This window comes from Nonomuraea sp. WAC 01424, from assembly GCF_003947315.1.
Classification (GTDB): Bacteria; Actinomycetota; Actinomycetes; order Streptosporangiales; family Streptosporangiaceae; genus Nonomuraea; species Nonomuraea spiralis.
This window is the reverse complement of record NZ_QHHZ01000009.1, coordinates 1-19,634: the sequence shown is the minus strand read 5'-3', so window position 1 is coordinate 19,634 and position 19,634 is coordinate 1. Positions and strand designations below refer to the sequence as shown.

General features: G+C 72.8%; 18 protein-coding genes. 13 read left to right on the top strand and 5 right to left on the bottom strand.

The features are described 5' to 3' along the window. Window positions 1-91 precede the first annotated feature (91 nt). Window positions 92-1,045: a radical SAM protein gene (locus DMB42_RS24375; protein ID WP_260477908.1), complete on the top strand. Its 954-nt coding sequence runs from the start codon at window positions 92-94 to the stop codon at window positions 1,043-1,045. A gap of 7 nt (window positions 1,046-1,052) precedes the next feature. Here DMB42_RS24375 and DMB42_RS24370 read toward each other — a convergent pair whose 3' ends face one another. After that, window positions 1,053-1,550, bottom strand: coding sequence for a GNAT family N-acetyltransferase (locus DMB42_RS24370; RefSeq protein WP_260477907.1), 498 nt, complete (start codon window positions 1,548-1,550; stop codon window positions 1,053-1,055). 376 nt (window positions 1,551-1,926) lie between these two features. On the opposite strand from DMB42_RS24370, the gene DMB42_RS24365 reads away from it, so the two are divergent. From DMB42_RS24365 to DMB42_RS24340, 6 genes are all read left to right on the top strand, one after another. Then, window positions 1,927-4,098, top strand: coding sequence for an ATP-dependent RecD-like DNA helicase (locus tag DMB42_RS24365; RefSeq protein ID WP_260477906.1), 2,172 nt, complete (start codon window positions 1,927-1,929; stop codon window positions 4,096-4,098). A 147-nt stretch (window positions 4,099-4,245) separates the two neighbouring features. Beyond that, a complete protein-coding gene (locus DMB42_RS24360; protein ID WP_125637333.1) occupies window positions 4,246-5,439 on the top strand; it encodes an Ig-like domain-containing protein in 1,194 nt (397 codons plus the stop codon). Window positions 5,440-5,642: 203 nt separating this feature from the next. Continuing rightward, complete coding sequence (locus DMB42_RS24355) at window positions 5,643-5,951, top strand: MiAMP1 family antimicrobial peptide (protein ID WP_125637332.1); 309 nt, start codon at window positions 5,643-5,645, stop codon at window positions 5,949-5,951. Window positions 5,952-6,292: 341 nt separating this feature from the next. Continuing rightward, window positions 6,293-7,141, top strand: a complete 849-nt coding sequence (locus DMB42_RS24350) for a PHB depolymerase family esterase (RefSeq protein ID WP_185844840.1) — start codon at window positions 6,293-6,295, stop codon at window positions 7,139-7,141. A gap of 51 nt (window positions 7,142-7,192) precedes the next feature. Beyond that, entirely contained in the window at window positions 7,193-8,743 is a 1,551-nt protein-coding gene (locus tag DMB42_RS24345) for a hypothetical protein (protein WP_125637330.1), read from the top strand. A 19-nt stretch (window positions 8,744-8,762) separates the two neighbouring features. Next, window positions 8,763-10,094 carry a serine hydrolase gene (locus DMB42_RS24340; RefSeq protein ID WP_125637329.1) on the top strand — a complete coding sequence of 444 codons (1,332 nt, stop codon included), beginning with the start codon at window positions 8,763-8,765 and terminating at the stop codon, window positions 10,092-10,094. A gap of 85 nt (window positions 10,095-10,179) precedes the next feature. Here DMB42_RS24340 and DMB42_RS24335 read toward each other — a convergent pair whose 3' ends face one another. Next, the gene (locus tag DMB42_RS24335; RefSeq protein WP_125637328.1) at window positions 10,180-11,043 is read right to left on the bottom strand and encodes a LysR family transcriptional regulator; all 864 of its coding nucleotides are present in this window, start codon (window positions 11,041-11,043) and stop codon (window positions 10,180-10,182) included. 71 nt (window positions 11,044-11,114) lie between these two features. Between DMB42_RS24335 and DMB42_RS24330 the strand changes: the two genes are divergently transcribed. Next, a complete protein-coding gene (locus DMB42_RS24330; RefSeq protein WP_260477905.1) occupies window positions 11,115-11,828 on the top strand; it encodes a glutamine amidotransferase-related protein in 714 nt (237 codons plus the stop codon). Window positions 11,829-11,841: 13 nt separating this feature from the next. On the opposite strand, the gene DMB42_RS24325 is transcribed toward DMB42_RS24330, so the two are convergent. Beyond that, complete coding sequence (locus DMB42_RS24325; protein WP_221762315.1) at window positions 11,842-12,930, bottom strand: hypothetical protein; 1,089 nt, start codon at window positions 12,928-12,930, stop codon at window positions 11,842-11,844. 78 nt (window positions 12,931-13,008) lie between these two features. On the opposite strand from DMB42_RS24325, the gene DMB42_RS24320 reads away from it, so the two are divergent. Next, complete coding sequence (locus DMB42_RS24320; RefSeq protein ID WP_125637326.1) at window positions 13,009-14,223, top strand: sensor histidine kinase; 1,215 nt, start codon at window positions 13,009-13,011, stop codon at window positions 14,221-14,223. Then, a complete protein-coding gene (locus DMB42_RS24315; RefSeq protein WP_125637325.1) occupies window positions 14,216-14,875 on the top strand; it encodes a response regulator transcription factor in 660 nt (219 codons plus the stop codon). Before DMB42_RS24320 ends, DMB42_RS24315 begins: the two co-directional genes overlap by 8 nt. On the opposite strand, the gene DMB42_RS24310 is transcribed toward DMB42_RS24315, so the two are convergent. Further along, a complete protein-coding gene (locus DMB42_RS24310; protein WP_125637324.1) occupies window positions 14,872-15,303 on the bottom strand; it encodes an SRPBCC family protein in 432 nt (143 codons plus the stop codon). The genes DMB42_RS24315 and DMB42_RS24310 overlap by 4 nt on opposite strands. Window positions 15,304-15,331: 28 nt before the next feature. Between DMB42_RS24310 and DMB42_RS24305 the strand changes: the two genes are divergently transcribed. Next, window positions 15,332-15,661: a YciI family protein gene (locus tag DMB42_RS24305; protein ID WP_125637323.1), complete on the top strand. Its 330-nt coding sequence runs from the start codon at window positions 15,332-15,334 to the stop codon at window positions 15,659-15,661. Then, entirely contained in the window at window positions 15,658-16,911 is a 1,254-nt protein-coding gene (locus DMB42_RS24300) for an RNA polymerase sigma factor (protein WP_221762314.1), read from the top strand. The genes DMB42_RS24305 and DMB42_RS24300 overlap by 4 nt, the downstream gene beginning before the upstream one ends. A gap of 330 nt (window positions 16,912-17,241) precedes the next feature. Here DMB42_RS24300 and DMB42_RS24295 read toward each other — a convergent pair whose 3' ends face one another. After that, entirely contained in the window at window positions 17,242-17,778 is a 537-nt protein-coding gene (locus DMB42_RS24295) for a dihydrofolate reductase family protein (protein ID WP_125637322.1), read from the bottom strand. 357 nt (window positions 17,779-18,135) lie between these two features. Here DMB42_RS24295 and DMB42_RS24290 point away from each other — a divergent pair, with 357 nt between their 5' ends. Next, the gene (locus DMB42_RS24290; protein ID WP_185844839.1) at window positions 18,136-19,488 is read left to right on the top strand and encodes an IS4 family transposase; all 1,353 of its coding nucleotides are present in this window, start codon (window positions 18,136-18,138) and stop codon (window positions 19,486-19,488) included. Window positions 19,489-19,634 lie beyond the last annotated feature (146 nt).

Here is a 19,634-nt window from a genome sequence, read left to right as displayed (position 1 = left end):
TTCCTCGGGGGCGTGGAAGTGGTACGGGTGTGCCAGTTTAGTGGTGGGGTTCCGCTTGAAAAGGCAGTCGAATGCGTGTTCCATTGGTGGGGTGGGTTGGGATGCGCTTGCGCTTGTCGAGGCGGTCGATGACCGGCCGCCGGTCGTGCCGCGGGCGGTGGAGCGTGACGGGTTCTTCGAGACGCAGGCCCGTACGGTGATCGAGCGGGTGCCCTCGAGTGCGGGGATCGTGGAGCGGTGGGCGGTCTCGCCGTTTCGGGGGTGTGCTCATGCGTGTCTGGGGTGTGGGGCGCGGGGTGGTCATCGCCGGTTGGGGTTGGACGCGGGGGGTGATTTCGACTCGCGGATCGTGGTGAAGCCGAATGTGGTGGAGCGGTTGCGGGTGGAGTTGGGCCGGTGGGCGGGTGAGCCGCTGGCGGTGGGGGTCAGTGGTGACTGTTATCAGCCTGCTGAGGAGCGGTATCGGTTGATGCCGGGGGTGGTGGCCGCGCTGGGGGCGGCGGGGGTGCCGTTCACGGTGTACACGAAGAGTGCGTTGGTGTTGCGTGATGCGGGGGTGCTGGCTGCCGCGGGGGCGCGGGTGGCGGTGTCGATCGCGTTCGTGGACGAGCGGATCAGGCGTGCGGTGGAGCCTGGGGCGGTGGGGGCGCAGGCGCGGTTGGAGCTGGTGTCGGCGTTGGTGGAGGCCGGGGTGGAGTGCCGGGTGTTGATGTCCCCGGTGTTGCCGTTGCTGAGTGATGCGGCCGATCAGTTGACGGCGACGGTGCGGCGGATCGCGGGTGCTGGGGCGGTGGCGGTGGAGCCGGTGGTGTTGCGGTTGCCGCCGGGGACGCGGGAGTGGTATTTGCGGTGGCTGGCGGGTGCGCATCCGCATCTGGTGGAGCGTTATGAGGAGCTCTACGATCGGGCGGGGCTCCCCTCCCCTGGCTATGAGCAGCGCATCACGGGGCAGATCGAGCAGTTGTGCCGGGTGTACGGGATGCGGTGCGGTGCGCCGGAGCCTGAGGGGCGGGGGCCGCGGGCGGCGCAGTTGGCGCTGGTGTGAGGGTGGTTCAGGGGCGGCGGTGGAGGATCATGCCGGGCCACTCCCCCACGGTGAAGGGCTGGTCGCGGGTGAATCCGCAGCTTTCGTAGTAGGCGACGAGGCGGCCGTCGTCGCCGGCGTAGCAGTCGACGCGTACGAGGCCGAGGTCGCGGGTGCGGGCTTCGTCGATGGCCCAGTCGAGCAGGCGGCGGCCGATGGCGTGGCCGGCGTGGTTCTGGTCGATGACGAGGACCTGGACGTAGAGCTCGGGTTCGGTGGCGGGGGTGACGTAGGGCATGGCGTCGCCGACGACGATGCAGCCGGCGGGTTGGTCGTCGATCTCGGCGATGCGCATGCCGCCGCCGGCGAGCCAGTCGGCGGCTTGCTGGGTGCGTTTGGGGTCGCCGGTGAAGGGGCGGGTGCCCCATTGGCCGGTGCGGTTCTGGGTGACGAGCCATTGGATGGCGCTGTCGAACATGGTCAGGACGGTGGCGTCGTCGCCGGGGCGGCCGTGGCGGATCTTCACCGGTGACACTGTAAGGGGTGGTGGGGTGTTTCGGTGATGACGGGTGGGGTGTCAGCCGCTGCCTTGGATGCCGGCGATGGCGGCTGATGTCGCTGTGGCGAGGGCGAAGATCGTGATGGTGAGGATCAGGGTGAGGCGTTGCCGGCGTGTCATCGTGTGCCTCCTGGACGAGGGGCGGCGTTTTCACCGTATACCTGTTGTTTTGGCGGGGGAACGGGTGAGGCCTCTCCCCCGGGTGCCCGGCCTGTGGGAGGGGCTCGCGCCGGGGCGCGTGGGTGTGCGGCGTTCCTCTACGCTGGCCCCGGAATGCGGTGACAGGAGGCGATGAACGGTGAGCCAAGGCGAGGCTGGCGCCCCCGCGGCCGAGCTTTCGGCGGTGTTGGAACGGATCACCTACGCCAATGAGGAGACCGGGTACACGATCGCCCGGGTGGCCACCGAGCGGTCGGGGGCGGAGCTGCTGACGGTGGTGGGGCCGTTGCTGGGCGCGCAGGTGGGTGAGTCGCTGCGGCTGCGCGGACGCTGGACGTCCCATCCGCGCTACGGGCGTCAGTTCGAGGTGTGGTCCTACACCACGGTGTTGCCGGCGACCGTTCAGGGCATCCGCCGTTACCTGGGGTCGGGGCTGATCAAGGGGATCGGGCCCAAGATGGCCGAGCGGATCGTCGATCATTTCGGCACCGGCACGCTGGAGGTCATCGAGCAGGAGCCCGGCCGGCTGGTGGAGGTGCCGGGGCTGGGGCCCAAGCGGACGAAGATGATCGCGGCGGCGTGGGAGGAGCAGAAGGTCATCAAGGAGGTGATGATCTTTCTGCAGGGGGTGGGGGTGTCCACCTCGATCGCGGTGCGGATCTTCAAGCAGTACGGGGACACGTCGATCTCGGTGGTGCGCGGGCAGCCGTACCGGCTGGCCGATGAGGTGTGGGGCATCGGGTTCAAGACGGCCGACACCATCGCCCAGGCCGTCGGCATCCCCCATGACAGCCCGGAGCGGGTCAAGGCCGGGCTGCGTTACACGTTGTCGCAGGCCGCCGACGACGGCCACTGCTACCTTCCGGCGCCCAATCTGGTGGCCGACGCGGTCAAGATCCTGGAGGTGCCGGCCGAGCTGGCCACGCGCTGTCTGGAGGAGCTGGCGGGTGAGGAGGAGGGGGTGGTGGGCGAGCAGGTGCCGGCCGGGGACAACACCGTGCCCGCGGTCTATCTGCCGCCCTTCCACCGGGCGGAGTTGTCGCTGGCGGGCGGGTTGTTGTCGTTGTTGCACAGTGGCCATGACCGGCTCAAGGCGTTCGCCGACGTCGACTGGGAGCGGGCCGAGCGGTGGCTGGCCGCCCAGACCGGCGCCGAGCTGGCGCCCGAGCAGCGCCAGGCCGTACGGCTGGCGTTGACGTGCAAGGTCGCGGTGCTGACCGGCGGGCCGGGGTGCGGCAAGAGTTTCACCGTCCGTTCGATCGTGACGCTGGCGCGGGCCAGGCGGGCCAGGGTGATCCTGGCCGCGCCCACGGGCCGGGCGGCCAAGAGGTTGTCGGAGCTGACCGGGCACGAGGCGACGACCGTTCACCGGTTGCTGCAGTTGCGGCCGGGCGGGGAGGCCACGTTCGACCGTGACAATCCGCTGGACGCCGATCTGGTCGTGGTGGACGAGGCGTCGATGCTGGATCTGCTGCTGGCCAACAAGCTGCTCAAGGCCGTGGCGCCCGGTACGCATCTGCTGCTGGTGGGTGATGTGGACCAGCTTCCGTCGGTGGGGGCGGGTGAGGTGCTGAAGGATCTGCTGGCCGCCGCCGACGTGCCCCGGGTGCGGTTGACGCAGATCTTCCGTCAGGCGCAGGAGTCGGGCGTGGTCACCAACGCCCACCGGGTGAACACCGGGCATCATCCGATCCTGGCGGGGATGCGGGACTTCTTCCTGTTCCCGTGCGAGGAGCCGGAGGAGATCGCGGCGATGACGGTGGACGTGGTCGCCCGGCGCATCCCGTCCAGGTTCGGGCTCGACGCGCGGCGTGAGGTGCAGGTGCTGGCGCCGATGCATCGGGGCGCGGCGGGTGCGGGGGCGCTCAACATCGCGTTGCAGGAGGCGCTGACCCCTGCTCGTGAGGGGATGCCGGAGCGTCGGTACGGCGGGCGGGTCTTCCGGGTGGGCGACAAGGTCACCCAGTTGCGCAACAACTATGACAAGGGTGCGGCCGGGGTGTTCAACGGGACGGTCGGCATCGTGACCGGCATCCGTCCCGACGACCACAGCCTGACCGTGCGTACGGATGAGGAGGAGGAGGTCGACTACGCCTTCGACGAACTGGACGAGCTGGCCCACGCCTATGCGGTGTCCATCCATCGCAGTCAGGGCAGCGAGTACCCGGCGGTGGTGATCCCGCTGGCCACCAGCGCGTGGATGATGTTGCAGCGCAACCTGCTCTACACCGCGATCACGCGGGCCAAGAAGCTGGTGGTGATCGTCGGGTCGCGGCGGGCGCTGGCCCAGGCCGTACGGACCAGGGGGGCCGGGCGGCGGCACACGAGCCTGACCCACCGCCTGGAGCGGCGCTGATCACGCTCCTGACCGGGCGTTGACCTGGGCGTTGACAGCAATTAGTGATGCAAATGTGACCGAACTCTCCTAAATGATTCTGCGTCATACATGCAGGAGCATTAAAGTCTTTGGGGTGGGTTTGCCGCCCTGGGGGAGAGGAAAGTCTTGAACGTTGCGCCCGCTTGGACGAAATCCGCCGCCGGCCTCGCGGGGCTGGCGGTGGCGGCCCTGACGGCCTCCTGCTCGAGCGGGAACGCCGCCTCGCGCGGGCCGGAGGCGCCCGAGGGCACCACCGTGGCGACCCCCCAGGCGCCCACCATCACCATCAGCCCCGCCGAGGGCAGCGCGAAGGTCAGCCCCGACAAGAAGGTCGTGGTCACCTCGGCCGGGGGCGCGCTGGAGGAGGTGACCGTCGACGGCGCCGGCCAGCAGGTCGAGGGCAGGTTCAACGCCGACAAGACCAAGTGGGTCTCCCGGACGCCGTTGAAGCCCTCCACCAACTACAGCGTCGCGGCCAAGGCCGGCGTCACCGCCGCCACCAGCGCCTTCACCACGCTCAAGCCCGAACGTGAGCTGCAGGTCGCCGACGTCACCCCCAACGCCAAGGGCGAGACGCTCGGCGTCGGCGCGCCGATCATCGTCACCTTCAACCAGCCGGTCACCGGCAAGGCGGCCGTCGAGCGCGCCCTGGAGGTCGAGGCCGAAAAGCCCGTCACCGGCGCCTGGCGGTGGATCAACGACACCACCGTGATCTACCGCACCGCCAAGTACTGGCCCGCCCACCAGAAGGTCACCCTCAACGCCCGCATCACCGGCGTCAAGGCCGGCAAGGGCCTGTACGGCGTGAAGGACTACACCGCCGACCTGAAGATCGGCGCCAAGGTCATCAGCAAGGTCGACACCAAGACCCACATGATGTACGTCTACCGCGACGGCAAGCGCGTGCAGACGATGCGCATCAGCGCCGGCATGGCCACCACCCGCGAGTACACCACGACCTCCGGCGTCCACCTGACGATGGAGCGTGGCAGCCCGGTGCGGATGATCTCCCCCGGCCGCAAGAAGGGCGACCCCGGCTACTACGACGTGATGATCGACCACGCCGTGCGCATCTCCAACTCCGGTGAGTACGTCCACGCCAAGGACAACACGTGGGCCCAGGGCGTGCGCAACGTCAGCCACGGCTGCATCAACTCCCGCCCCGACCAGGCCAAGTGGTTCTACGACAACTTCCAGCGCGGCGACGTCGTCGACATCACCGGCACCGACCGCGAGCTGGAGTGGAACAACGGCTGGGGCTTCTGGCAGATGCCCTACTCCCAGTGGAAGAAGGGCAGCGCCCTGAACGCCAAGGCCTGACCCTCGCTCCCCCGGTTTTCGAACAGCCGCACACCGCCGCCCGTCTTGCGGCGGTGTGCGGCTTTCGTGTGTGGGGTGGGCGGGCCGCCGCGCCGCCCGTCCGGGGCCCGCCATCAGCGAAAACGTCTCGACGGGCACAATCCGTTGCCATACGATTACTCCTCGTGGGCATTTCTTGTCAGGAAACCCCGAAGGAGAACACCATGAAGAAGGTCCTTCTCGTCCCCGCGATCGCCGCCGGAATCGTCCTCGCCTCCGCGGGCGCCGCCTACGCCTCCCAGTACGTCGCCTACGAGGGCCCCGGCTTCACGGGCCGCTCGGTCGTCCTGGACGCCTGCGGCGTGTCCAACATCCCCTACCACGGCTCCTACAAGTGGTACGGCGACGGCCAGAGCGGCCGCATGTACAACCAGCCCAACGCCACCGGCGTGACACACTTCGAGCTGGCCTCCAACCGCAACGCCGAACAGCGCACCCCGGTGGGCTGGAAGAGCATCTTCATCGTCTGCTGACCTGACACCGCACGGGGCCGGCCGCCCCCCTGGGCGAACACCCGGGGGCGGCCGGCCCCGTCGCGTGTGCGCACCCGGGGGCCGGGCGGGGCACACTGCCATCACGACCATCGGCACGCGCGGGGGGCGAGATGAGCGGGAACCCGGCCACGGCGGCAACGGCACTGCTGCTCGCCCTGCTGCTCCCGGCGACCGCCTGCGCCCCGGCGGCCACCTCCGGCCCGGCGGCGCGAACAGCCCCGCAAGCAGCCCCGCGATCAGCGCAGGCATCGGCACAGGCGTCAGCGGGGGCAACGGCGGGGGCGTCGGCGCGAGGGACGGTGCGGGGCCGGGCGCGGGGGGTGGCCAGCAGCGGGTGCGCGGCGCGGGGCGGCCGGCTCGCCTCCGGCGCGCACCAGCTGACCTACGGCGGCCTGACCCGCCGCTACCTGCTGGCCGTCCCCGCCGGCCCCGGCCCCCACCCCGTGCTGCTCAACCTCCACGGCCTCGGCTCCGACGCCGCCGAACAGGCCGCCTACAGCCGCCTGTCCCAGGCCGGCCCCCGCCGCGGCTACCTCGTCCTCACCCCGCAGGCCGCCCCCGGCCGGCTGGCCTGGACACTCCCCCACACCGCCGGCCCCGACGACACCGGCTACCTCGCCGCGCTGCTCGACCAGCTCGAACGCCGCCAATGCGTACAGACCGGCCGGGAGTTCGCCGCCGGCCTGTCCTACGGCGCCGGCCTGGCCGCCTCCCTCGTCTGCGCCCTGGACGGCCGCCTGAGCGGCGTGGCCGCCGTCGCCGGCATCCCCATCGCCCAGCCCTGCCCGCACCCCGCCCCCACCACGATCATCGCCTTCCACGGCACCGCCGACCACCTGGTCCCCTACCGCGGCGGCCACCCCCGGCCCGGCGGCGACCTGCAGAAACTGGCCGAACTCGTCGTGCTGCCGCCCGTCGGGCAGACCATGGACGCCTGGGCGGCCGCCCTGCGCTGCGCGGCCCCCGCCACCACCCGCCCCCGCCCGCGCGTACGCCTGCGCCTCTGGAAAACCTGCCCGGGGCGGACCACACTGCGCCTGTACACGGTCGACGGCGGCGGCCACACCTGGCCCGGCCCCATCGAGGTGCCCGGGCTCGGCGACACCGCCCGCGACCTGGACGCCACCGAGCTCATCCTCGACACCTTCGACCGCGCCCCCACCCGCTGACCGGTCCCCCGCACCGGCGCCGGGAGGGCGCCGACAACGGGGAGTACAGCGATGCCCGACGTACGCGTCTTGATCGAAGCGGTCCCCCGCACCGGGCTGAGCGCCGAACAGCCGCGCCAGGCCGTGGCCGAGCACCCCGAGGTGCTGACGGCCCTGGACGTGGCCGACCCCGGCCGGCTGAGCATCGGATTCGCCCCCGGCCTGGGCCACGACCCCGCCGGCGACGCCCCCTTCCAGGCCACCGTGTTCGACCCGGCCGGCAACCGCGCCGTCGAACTGCGCGGCACCCTGGACCGGCCCGAACACGCCGACGTGCGCCCCTCCTCCTTCCGTCCCCGGCCCGGCCGGGAGGAGGTTCAGGCCGCCGCGGCCGTGCTGCGCGCCGACCCGCGCTGCCCCACCGGTCAGGACGTGGTGATCTACCGGCCGATGCCGCCGCTGGCCGACCTGGACAACCCCGACGGGACCACCGTGCGCCGCCCCACCCTGGGCATCTACACCCCGGGCGAGGCGACCGGGCTGCGCCACCGCATCGTCGCCGTCGACGTGGCGGCCGGCGTCGTGGACTGGACGCCGGCCGGGATCAACGTGCGCATGCACCACGACTGCGAGCACACCGTGCCCGAGGGCGTCGACGCCCTGGCCGACCACGGCGGCCCCGACCAGGTACGCGTCCGCGTCATGGACGGGGACAGCGAGCTGTGGAACCTGCTGGTCGTGCGCCCCCGCGCCTCGGCCCCGCAGAACCCCGGCAACGGCGGCGGCGTCGAACTGCGCCAGGTGCGCTACCGAGGGCGGCTGGTGCTGCGCCAGGCCCACGTGCCCGTCCTGAACGTCGAGTACGAGGAAGGCACCACCTTCCGCGACTGGGCCAGCTCCGAGACCCGTTTCAGCGCCACCGGCACCGACCCCGTCGGCTGGGGCTGGCGGCTGTGCACCAGCCCGCCCCGTACGATCCTGGAACGTCCCGGCAGCGACGCCGGCACCTTCCAGGGGGTGGCCATCCACCACGACGGCGAGCAGCTGCGCATCGTCAGCGAGCTGCAGGCCGGCTGGTACCGCTACGCCAGCGACTGGCGGCTGGCCGACAACGGCGACATCATGCCGCGCTTCGGGTTCGCCGCCACCGCCAACCCGATGACGTGCATGGTCCACCGCCACCACGTCTACTGGCGGCTCGACTTCGGCATCGACGGATCGGGCGGCGACGTCGTCGAGCAGATCGACGACACCGGCTCGATCGTGCCCGAGCCGGTGCCCATCATCCGCGAGACCACCCGCCGGCGCCGCCACCCCGCCAAGTACTGGCAGGTACGCGACAAGTCCTCCGGCCGCGGCTACCAGATCCACCCCGGCGCGGCCGACGGCACCGCCGACGCCTACGGGGTGTCGGACCTGTGGTTCCTGCGCCACCACCCGCGCGAGCTCGACGACGGCAACCCCGGCCCCCGCGACCGTGCCGCCATCAGCCGCTTCCTGGACGGCCAGAGCATCAACGGCGCCGACGTCGTCGTCTGGTACGCCGGCCACTACCATCACGACCAGGCCCACCCCCAGCCGCACCAGGGCGAGCTGATAGGTCCGCACCTGGTGCTCATCTGACGCCGCTAGTCTTTCGGCCATGAGTCAGGTGGGACAGGTGACGGCCCGCGCGCTGCTGCGCAGGCTGGCCGTCGAGCAGGCCGAGTGCAGGGTGCCGTCGGTGACGGCGGCGATCGTCCGCGACGGGCGGACGGTATGGTTCGGCGGCAGGGGCCGCGTCGGCGACGGCCCGCCGACCCAGGCCACCCAATACCGGCTGGGATCGATCACCAAGTCGATCGTGGCCGTGGCCGTCATGCGGCTGCGCGACGAGGGCAGGCTCGCGCTGACCGACCCGCTGGAGCGCCACCTGCCCGGCACCTCCGCCGGGCAGGCGACCATCGCCCAGCTGCTGTCCCACACCTCCGGCCTGACGGCCGAACCCCCGACCGACTGGTGGGAGCGCACCCCCGGCCTGGAGATGCCCGACCTGCTCAAGCGGGTCGGGCCCGACCAGGTCAGACACCGTCCCGGGCGCCTCTACCACTACTCCAACGTCGGGTTCGCGCTGCTGGGCGAGCTGGTGGCCCGCCTGCGCGGCACCGGCTGGGCGCAGGCCGTACGGCAGGAGGTGCTGGCGCCGCTGGAGATGAACGCCACCACCGCCCGCCCCCGCGCCCCCCACGCCACCGGCTACGCCGTCCACCCGTGGGCCGACGTCGTGCTGGCCGAGCCCGAGCACGACGCCGTGGCCATGGCGCCGGCCGGGCAGCTGTGGTCCACCCCGCACGACCTGGCCCGCTGGGCCGCCTTCGTCGGCGGCGACACCGGCGGCGTGTTGTCGGCCGACACGCTGGCCGAGATGCGCGAACCGGCGGGCGTGGCCGACGGCGACTCCTGGACCGCCGGCTACGGGCTCGGCCTGCAACTGGCCCGCGTCGGCGGCCGCCGCCTGGCCGGACACACCGGCTCCATGCCCGGGTTCCTGGCCACCGTGTGGGCCGACCCGGCCGAACGCGTCGGCGTGCTGTTCATGGCCAACACCACCAGCGGTATGACCGGCACCCTGACCACCGACCTGCTCGACATCCTCGACGAGCACGAGCCGCGCCTGCCCGAGGAATGGCAGCCCGCCGCCGCCGACCCCGCCCTGCTGGCCCTGACCGGGTTGTGGCACTGGGGGCCCAAGCCGTACGCGCTGCGGCTGCTGCCCGGACGCGGACTGTCACTGGCGCCCGTGGACGGCAGCGGCCGCGCCTCCCGGTTCGTGCCCCAGGACGACGGCACCTGGCTCGGGCTGGACGGCTACTACGCCGGTGAGAGGCTGCGCGTGGCGGCCGACCACCTCGACCTCAACACCTTCGTCTTCACCCGCGAACCCTACGACCCGGACGCGCCGGTACCCGGCGGCGTGACCGGCTGGCACGCCTGACCCACGCTCGGCCCGACCCGCCCCCTCGTGGCGGGACGGGCCTCAAGGGACGGGCCTCAAGGGACGGGCCTCAACCCGGCGGGCCTCAACCCGGCGGGCCGGACAGGGCGCGGGCCAGGTCGGCGGCCGGGCCGGGCGGCAGCGCGCCGTGCAGCAGCTCCACCCGGTGCACCAGCCGCGGCGCGGCCAGCGGCACACCCCGCCCGGCCGAGGCCGGCAACAACGTCAGCCCGTGCCCGGCCGCGACCAGGTTGAGCACCGTGTGCACGTCGTCGCCCTCATACGCCAGCGCGGCCGGGAAACCGTCGCTGGCCAGGTCCCGCAGCCGCCGCAACGGGCACAGCGGCGTGTCCAGCCAGCGGGCGTCGATGAGGTCGGCCAGACGCAACGCCGCCCTGCCCGCCAGCGGATGGTCCGGCGGCAGCGCCACCAGCAGTTCCTCCTCGCTCACGCCGATCGTCGTCATCGGCCCCGACTCCGGCAGGCGCAGCGGATCGCTGGGCGCGGCGATGCCGTCGGCCAGCCCCAGATCCGCCTCACCCTCGGCCAGCAGCTCGGCCAGCCGTTCGCGCCCGCACGTACGCAAGGACACCCGCAGCCGGGGCTGGGCGGCCCGCGCGGCGGCCAGGCGCGCCGCGAGCACGCCGTTGACCGCCAGCGGCGTGGCGGCCAGACGCAACCGGTGGGCGGGAACGGCCGCGGCCCGCAACACGTCCGAACGGGCCGCCCGCAGCCGCAGCAGCAGCGGCCCGGCATGCTCCAGCAGCCGTTCGCCGGCCGGGGTCGGCCCGACCGGACGGCGGGACAGCAGCGGCAGCCCCAGATCGGCCTCCAGGGCGGCGACCTGCTGCGAGATCGCCGACTGGGTGTAGCCCAGCTCGTGGGCGGCGGCCGAGAAGGAGCCCAGGCGGGCCACGGTGACGAAGGTACGCAACAAATTCGAGTCCATCAGTAATGCTTATAGCAGGTGCAGACATCATCGTTGGCGCTTAAGCGGTGTGCGGGGCCAGGATGGGAGACATGAAGATCGCCCTGGTCGCAGACCGTTCGCCGAGTGTCCGCTCGCACGCGCGGGTCCCCATGCTCATCGAGGCCCTGCGCGAACGCGACGGCATCGCCCTCGACCCCTACTGGATCCCCACCACCGAGGCCGGCGACCTCGACGGCTTCGACGGCATCTGGATCATGCCCGGCAGCCCGTACGCCAGCGAGGCCGGCGCGGTCGGCGCCGCCCGCACCGCCCGCGAGCGGCGCATCCCGTTCCTGGGCACCTGCGGCGGCTTCCAGCACATGCTGCTGGAGTACGGCCGCCACGTGTGCGGCCTGGACGTCGCCCACGCCGAGAACGACCCGCGCGCCCAGGCGGCGTTCCTGGTGCAGCCGCTGGCGTGCTCACTGGCCGGGCACGAGGGCGCCGTCCGCCTGACGCCCGGCTCGCGCATCGAGCAGATCATGGGCGGCGACATGACCGTGGAGGCCTACAGCTGCTCCTACGGCCTCAACGACGCCTACCGCCAGACACTCATCGACCACGGACTGGTCTTCTCCGGGTACGCCGAGGACGGCATGGTCCGCGTGGCCGAGCTGCCGGGACACCCGTTCTTCGTCGGCACGCTCTTCCAGCCCGAACTGGCCGGCGACGGACGGCGGCCGCACCCGCTGATCGCCGCGTTCGCCGCCGCCGCGGGTGAGCACGCGCGCTCCCGCACAGCGATGCGGGCCGCCGCCCGCTGAGGCGGGCCGGCGGTCATCTGGTCCGGCGGGCCAGCAACGCCAGCGCGACGATCATCACCAGCCCGAGCCCGGCCAGCGACAGCCGGTCGGCGGCCGTGTCCCCGTTGGCCGCCACCCCGAAGGCGGTGTGACCCACCAGCGCGCCACCGGCCAGCGCCAGGCTGTGCCGGTCCCGCCAGCCGCCGTGCGCCGTCCACCGGCGCAGCAGCGTCCCGGCCGCCACCGCCAGCAGCACCGCCCCCGCCATCGGCGCCGCCACCCAGCCGCCCCGCGTGAAGGCCGGATGATCGGCGCCGCCGAAGGGGAACAGCAGCGCCAGATACCCGAACGCGGCCACCAGCGCCGCGACCGCCACGACCGGCGGCGCCGGCACCCGCGCCGCCCCGCCCGCAGGCCCGCCCGCCGCCACCGCCGGGCGGGGGACGACCCGCAGCGCGAGCACCGCCAGCCCCGCCACCAGCACCACGAACACCGCCGCCGCCGCTGCCGGCAGCACGTAGCCGGGGTCGACGAACGACGCCGTCCAGCGCAGCAGCAGCGCGCCCAGCACGAACACCGCGCCCGCCGTCACCAGCCCGGCCCGGCCCAGGTAGGGGCGGTGACGCAGCGAAGGGACGATCAGGTCGGCCAGCAGGATCGGCAGCGCCACGCTGAAGACCGCGTGGTAGGGGAGGTTCAGCTCGGTGTAGGCGCTGTTGAGGCCCAGGACGCGCGGCGCCCACCCGGCGGCGCCGTACATGGCCGGGCTGGTCAGCGCCTGCAGCGCCAGCCCCTCCTCCACGATCCCGTACGCCAGGCCCAGCAGCAGGACCGACCCCCACCCGCGCCCGGCACGGCGTACCAGGTCGCGGATGAGGACCGTGCCCGCGCCGTAGATCGGCGTCCACAACAGCAGCAGCCACGCCTGGCGCAGCGGCGGATTGCCCAGCGAGAGCTCGGCCAGGACCGGGGTGAGCCCGGCCAGCAACAGCGCGGCCCACCGGCCGCGCGCCTGGAAGGAGACCATGACCCCACGCTCTCCCCCGCCGGTCCGGCGGCGCTGCTGCCCGGCGGCCGGACCGTGGCCACTTCGGTCGCCCCTGGAGGTGACTTCGGTTGCCACGGAAGGTGACGGGAGTTGCCACGGGGGGTGACGCGGGTTGCTGCCCGGCGCGCGGGGCGGCGGCTACGATCGGCGACTGTGTGCGCGGCGCGGAGCCCGGAGACGCCCACCGGAGACGGTGGGGAACATCCGGACGGGGAACAGGCGGGCGGGCGGTCGCGGCGCGAGCGGGCCGCCACCGCCGGCGGCGTCGTGCTCGCCCTGACCGGGGCCGCCTCGGTGGTGTGGGGCGACCTGGCCCCCGCCACACCCGGCTGGTACCTGTGGGCCGACGTGGCCGGCGGCGCGGCGGCCTGCGCGGCGCTGTGGTGGTGCCGCCGGTGGCCGGGCGGCCCTGCGCTGGCCGCCGTCGCCCTGTCGGTGCCGGCCGCCGCGGCCTCGATCGCCGCCGGGATCGCCACCCTCCTGACCGCCCTGTACCGGCGGCCGCCCGTGGCCCTGGCCGTCGGGGCGGCATGGGTGGCGGCCGCGCTCGTCAGGTTCGCCTGGCGGCCCCCGGGGCTGGCGCCGGACGCGGTGTGGGCGCTGGTGGCGGTGCTGTTCGGCGGCGCGGTCACCGGCTGGGGCATCGTGGCCAGGACCCGGCGCCACCTGCTGGCCTCGCTGGCCGAACGCGCCCGCCGCGCCGAGGCCGACCAGCGGCAGCGCGCCGAGGAGGCCCGCCGCGCCGAACGCCTGGGCATCGCCCGCGAGATGCACGACGTACTGGCCCACCGCCTGTCGCTGCTGGCCGTGCACGCCGGGGCACTGCGCTTCAACGCCGCCGCCACACCCGGCGAGGTCGCCGAGGCGGCCGAGGTCATCCGATCCAGCGCCCACCAGGCCCTTCAGGAGCTGCGCGGCGTCATCTCCGTACTGCGCCACAGCCCCGCCGCGCAACTGCCGCTGGCCGGGCTGGCGCCGCTGGTGGAGGAGTCGCGGCAGGCCGGGACGCGCGTCGACCTGCGCGAGCACGACGTACGCCTGGCCGACCTGCCCGAGACGACCCGGCGCACCGCCTACCGCGTGGTCCAGGAGGGCCTGACCAACGCCCGCAAGCACGCCCCCGGCCGTCCCGTCACCGTCGAGCTGTCGGGCACACCCGGCGCGGAGCTGACCGTCGAGGTGCGCAACCGGCCACCGGCCGGGCCCCTAGGCGAGGCCAGGCGGGCGGCGCTGGCCGAGACCGGCTCCGGCGCCGGGCTGGCCGGCCTGGAGGAACGGGTCACGCTGGCGGGCGGCCGGCTGGAACGGGGAGCCACCGGCGACGGCGGGTTCCGGCTGGCCGCACGGCTACCATGGCCCCGTGAGTGAGGCCGCCCCGATCCGGGTGCTGATCGTCGACGACGACGCGCTCGTCCGCACCGGACTGACGCTGATGCTCAAAGGCGCGCCCGACCTGCGCGTGGTGGGCGCGGTGGCCGACGGCGGCCAGGTCCAGGCCGCGGTCGGCGAGCACGCCCCCGACGTGGTGCTGATGGACATCCGCATGGCCGGACTCGACGGCATCGAGGCCACCCGCCTGCTGCGCGGCCGGGCCGGCGCGCCGCAGGTCATCATCCTGACCACCTTCGACGCCGACGAGCACGTCTTTCGCGCGCTGCGCGCCGGAGCCGGCGGGTTCCTGCTGAAGGACACCCCGCCCGAGGGCATCGTCGAGGCGATCAGGCGGGTGGCGGCCGGCGAGCCCAGCCTGTCGCCCAGCGTCACCCGGCGCCTGATCGCCCACCTGATGCCCGAGGAGGACGACCGGCGCCGCGCCGAGGCCCGGCGCGTCCTGTCGGCCCTGAGCCGGCGTGAACGCGAGGTGGCGCTCGCGGTCGGCCAGGGCAAACCCAACGCCGTCATCGCCGGCGAACTGCACATGAGCGTGGGCACGGTCAAGGGCTACATCTCCCGCATCCTGACCAAGGCGGGCCTGGACAACCGGGTGCAACTGGCCCTGGTCGTCCACGACGCCGGCTAGCGGGCCTCCCGGGCGGCCAGGCGGGCCAGCCGGCGCAGCGACAGGCGGGCCAGGGCGACCACCACCGGGCGTACCAGCGGCCACGCCAGCCGCCCGGCCACCCCGAACGGCAGCAGCAGCTCCTCGGCCCAGATCACCCGGCTGCCGCCCCGCCAGGGCCGCACCCGGATCGCGCCCCGCCCGCGCACCAGAGCTCCGGTGTGCTCCATCAGCACGTACGACGGCGGCTCCCGGCGCACGATCGTCATCGTGTCCAGGAACCCCAGCGGCGCGATGCCGGTGTAGGCCTCCACCCGGTCCGCGCCCACCTGCCGGGCCGACGTCATGAACATCCACTCCCGATGCCGCGGCCAGTCGGTCACCAGCGCGAACACCTCCTGCGGCGGTGCCGCCACCTCCACGGCCGCACCCGCGTACACCGGCCTCATCCCGCACCTCCTGGCTATCCTCGGGGACATGAAGTACGTGCTCATGATCGGGCTGGACGAATCCGACGTGCCGGAGGAGATCGCGCTGCACGGGTGCGGCGGCTGGAGCGCGGAGATGACCAGGCGCGACGTCGTCAGGGGCGGGGTCGGGCTGCGCCCCGCCGCCGAGGCCACCACCGTACGCGTGCGTGGCGGCGACGTGCTGCTGACCGACGGCCCCTTCGCCGAGACCAAGGACCAGATCGGCGGGTTCACCCTGATCGAGTGCGAGGGCATCGAGGAGGCCGTGCGGATCGCCGCCGCCCATCCCGTGGCCCGCTACGGCTCGATCGAGATCCGGCCCGTGCTGGAGCCGTGACCGACCCGGAGGCGCCGTCCGACCCGGAGGCGCTGTCCGGCCTGGAGGCGGTGTTCCGGGCCGAGTGGGGCACGGTCGTGGCCACCCTCATCCGGCTCACCGGCGACTGGGACCTGGCCGAGGAATGCGCCCAGGACGCCTTCGCCGCCGCCCTGGAACGCTGGCCGCGCGACGGCGTACCGGAACGGCCGGGCGCCTGGCTGACCACGACCGCCCGCAACCGCGCCTTCGACCGGCTGCGCCGCGAGCGGGCCGGGGCCGCCAAGATGCGCCAGGCCGCCCAGCTCGCGCAGACCGGACAGGCCGGGGCGTCAGGGGCGCCGCCGGCCGACGGCTTTCCCGACGACCGGCTGCGGCTGATGTTCACCTGCTGCCATCCGGCACTGTCCCTGCCGGCGCAGGTCGCCCTCACCCTGCGTACGCTGGCCGGGCTGGGCACCGCCGAGATCGCGCGGGCGTTCCTGGTGCCGGAGGCGACGATGTCGCAGCGGCTGGTCCGCGCCAAGCACAAGATCCGCCAGGCCGCGATCCCGTTCCGGGTGCCGCCGCCGCACCTGCTGCCCCAGCGCCTGCAAGCCGTGCTCGGCGTGCTGTACCTGCTGTTCAACGAGGGCTACTCCAGCCCCGGGCGGGAGGCCGTGCGCCGGGAGGCGATCCGGCTGGCCCGGCTGCTGGCCGCGCTGCTGCCCGGCGAGCCCGAGACCGGCGGGCTGCTCGCCCTCATGCTGCTGCACCAGGCCCGCCAGCCGGGCAGGACCTCCGCCGACGGCACGCTGGTGCCGCTGGAGGAGCAGGACCGCATGGTGTGGGACCGGGCCGGGATCGAGGAGGGGGTCGGGGTGCTGGAGGCGGCGCTGGGCCGCCGCGCCGCCGGGCCGTACCAGGTGCAGGCCGCGATCGCCGCCTGCCACGCCACCGCTCCCGACGCCGGCGCGACCGACTGGCCGCAGATCGCCGTCCTGTACGCGCGCCTGGCCGTCCTGCTGCCCTCCCCCGTGGTCGAGCTCAACCGGGCCGTGGCCGTCGCCATGGCCGACGGTCCGGCGGCCGGGCTGGAACTGGTGGACCGCCTGGCCGGGACCGGCGCACTGCCCGGCTACCATCTGCTGCCCGCCACCCGGGCCGACCTGCTGCGCCGCCTGGAACGCCGGGCCGAGGCCGCCGGCGCCTACCGGCAGGCGCTCGAACTGGCCACCGCCGAGGCCGACCGCCGCTACCTGGCCCGGCGGCTGGCGGAGCTGGGTGCGTGAGAAGGCCCCGCCGCGGAGGCCGAGGACTGGGGAAGTCAGCCTGCGCGACGGGACCGGCACCTCGGGATCACAACCCGCAGTAGTCCGGCCTGCCGTGGCCGAAGCGGTCGCCGGCCAGGCCGTTCAGGGGTGTCGCTGAGGGCCGGCCTGTCATTCGCTGCTCCTCTCTGTGGTCGGCGACTCCGCCTCGGAACTACCCAATGTCACTCTCCGTGAAGCCCGGTGATCGAGTAAAATCCCGGGACCGCTGGTCATGAGGGGGTTCTGTCGCGGTCACGGGCGTCCGTACGGACACGATGCGCACTCACCGTGACGGCCTTGGGGGCCGTGTCAGGCCCGCGTGTAGATCAGGTTCAGCACGCCGGTGCTGAACGTGGCAGACGTGGTGAGGGTCAGCGGGATCTGCGTGCCGACGTCGTCGAACAGACGCTTGCCCGAGCCCACGACGATCGGGTGGACCAGCAGGTTGAGCTCGTCGAGCAGGCCCTCGCGCAGCAGCGAGACGACCAGGGTGCCGCTGCCGACGACGGAGATGTTGCGGCCGGGGCGCTGCTTGAGCTCCGCCAGGCCGGCCAGGGTGACCAGCTCGGTGTTCTGCCAGGCGGGCGCGGTGAGCGTGGTGGAGACGACGTATTTGGTGGCCGAGTTCATCGCGTCGGCCAGGGGCTCCTTCTCGGGATCCTGGTGCGGCCAGTGCGCGGCGAACTCCTCGTAGGTGTGGCGGCCCAGCAGCATGGCGTCGGCGGCCTCCATCTGCTCGCCGACCGACTGGCCCATCTCGTCGTTGAAGTACGGGAAGTGCCAGGTGTCGGGGGCCTCGACGACGCCGTCGAGGGAGATGAACAGGCCCGCGGTGATCTTTCGCATGATGTGGCTCTCCTTGATTTCCCTGAGGTGGGTCAACCCTCCCACCGACAAATCCAGTTGTCAAGACGACTCTGTTTGTCTGAAGGGTGGGCCCTGGAAACACGAAAGACCCGGCGGTGACCGGGTCTTTCGCGGGAGTCGGCGCGGAGAGAGGGCTGTCCGTCTCGGGGGCTCCAGGGGGCCGTGCGGGCGCCCCGCGGGGTGAGCGGACAGCGGGCCCTGAGGAGGCGGAGGTCTAGAGGCAACGCCGTTCAGTTAAGGGAGAGGGCTGTTCGTCAAAGCCGGTGAACAAAGCAGCGGAGCCGCTGTAGAAGAGGTCTGTCACTCCAAGACATCCTCACCACAGGAGCTCCGCTGTTGGAACAGATTGCCATAGAAGGAACGGCCGGGGTAGCCGCTGGGGTGTTCGCGCCGGGGCACCTGGGCGAACTGACCCGGATCGTCCCGTTCGAGATGGTCGATGAGGTGCTGGCGGAGACCCGTGCGCTCCAGCGCAGGGTCCGGCTGGTGCCGGCACGGGTCACGGTCTACTTGCTGCTGGCCGCGGCATTGTTCACAGGGCTGGGCTACCGGCAGGTCTTCGACCGGTTGTGCGCCGGGCTGGCGCATCTGGCGCCGGTACGGCCCAGCGGCAGCGCTCTTCGCCAGGCCCGCCAGCGGCTGGGGCCTGCCCCCATGAAAGCGTTGTTCGACCTGGTGAGCGGCCCTGCGGTGACGACCGCCAGCGCAGGATGGTGGCGGGGATTGCGGGTGGTCGCCGTCGATGGCACCCTGCTACCAGTCCCGGACTGTGCGGCCAACCTCACGGTCTTCACCCGGCAGCGACTCGGCAACGGGACCTCGGGATACCCACAACTGCGTCTGACCGCGCTGGTGGCCTGCGGGACCAGGTCGGTGATCGGGGCCGTCTTCGGACCCGCCACGATCGGTGAGCTGGACTACGCCCGCCGTCTGGCCGTGCATCTGCGGGCCGGGATGCTCCTGCTGGGCGACCGGAACTTCGCCGCCACCGACCTGCTCAACCAGCTGGCCGCCACCGGCGCCGACCTGCTGGTGCGCTGCAAGTCCGGCCGCAACCTGCCCGCCTTGGCCCGCTGCCGGGACGGCTCGATCCTGGCCCGGCTCGGCGCGCTGACCATTCGCGTCATCGACGCCGAGATCACCATCCGCACCGCCCAAGGCGCCCGGACCGGCCACTACCGGCTGCTGACCACCCTCACCGACGCGTTGGCCTACCCGGCGGCCGACCTCATCCGGCTCTACCACGAGCGCTGGGAGATCGAGACCGCATATGCGGAGCTGAAGTCCACAATCCTCGGCGGGCACGTCCTGCGAGCACGCACGCCTGATGGCATCGAACAGGAGGTCTGGGCCCTGCTGACCGCCTACCAGGTCCTGCGGACCGCGATGACCGACGCCACCGACAGCGTCCCGGGCACCGACCCGGACCGGGCCGGCTTCACCACCGCCCTGGCCGCCGCCCGAGACCAGCTCGTCCTGGCCGCCGGCGTCATCACCGGCACCAACATCGACCTGGTCGGCACCGTCGGCCGTCACGTCCTGGCCCATCTCCTGCCCGCCCGGCGGATCCGCACCAAAGACCGCATCGTCAAACGCGCGATCTCCAAATACAACGCCCGCGGACCCGCCATTGACCGGACCACCTACAAAGCCACTATCAGCATCAACATGATCCCGGCCAGCCCTTGACGCCGCTACCCCAGCCCTAAGGGCTTGCCGATCAATAACCCGTAGCATCTGCCGTTCTGGCCCGATGGGCTGGTATGGCCGTGTCGGTGGAGACTGTGGGGATGCTGGAGGCGAAGCTCGAGGCGATCTTGCCGCATCTGGACGAG

What these genes read in the sequence shown, in the direction of transcription:
- DMB42_RS24355 (WP_125637332.1), top strand. Translation starts at nt 5,643, where the DNA reads ATGAAGAAGGTCCTTCTCGTCCCCGCGATCGCCGCCGGAATCGTCCTC.
- DMB42_RS24345 (WP_125637330.1), top strand. Translation starts at nt 7,193, where the DNA reads ATGCCCGACGTACGCGTCTTGATCGAAGCGGTCCCCCGCACCGGGCTG.
- DMB42_RS24340 (WP_125637329.1), top strand. Translation starts at nt 8,763, where the DNA reads ATGAGTCAGGTGGGACAGGTGACGGCCCGCGCGCTGCTGCGCAGGCTG.
- DMB42_RS24335 (WP_125637328.1), bottom strand. Translation starts at nt 11,043, where the DNA reads ATGGACTCGAATTTGTTGCGTACCTTCGTCACCGTGGCCCGCCTGGGC.
- DMB42_RS24330 (WP_260477905.1), top strand. Translation starts at nt 11,115, where the DNA reads ATGAAGATCGCCCTGGTCGCAGACCGTTCGCCGAGTGTCCGCTCGCAC.
- DMB42_RS24310 (WP_125637324.1), bottom strand. Translation starts at nt 15,303, where the DNA reads ATGAGGCCGGTGTACGCGGGTGCGGCCGTGGAGGTGGCGGCACCGCCG.
- DMB42_RS24305 (WP_125637323.1), top strand. Translation starts at nt 15,332, where the DNA reads ATGAAGTACGTGCTCATGATCGGGCTGGACGAATCCGACGTGCCGGAG.
- DMB42_RS24295 (WP_125637322.1), bottom strand. Translation starts at nt 17,778, where the DNA reads ATGCGAAAGATCACCGCGGGCCTGTTCATCTCCCTCGACGGCGTCGTC.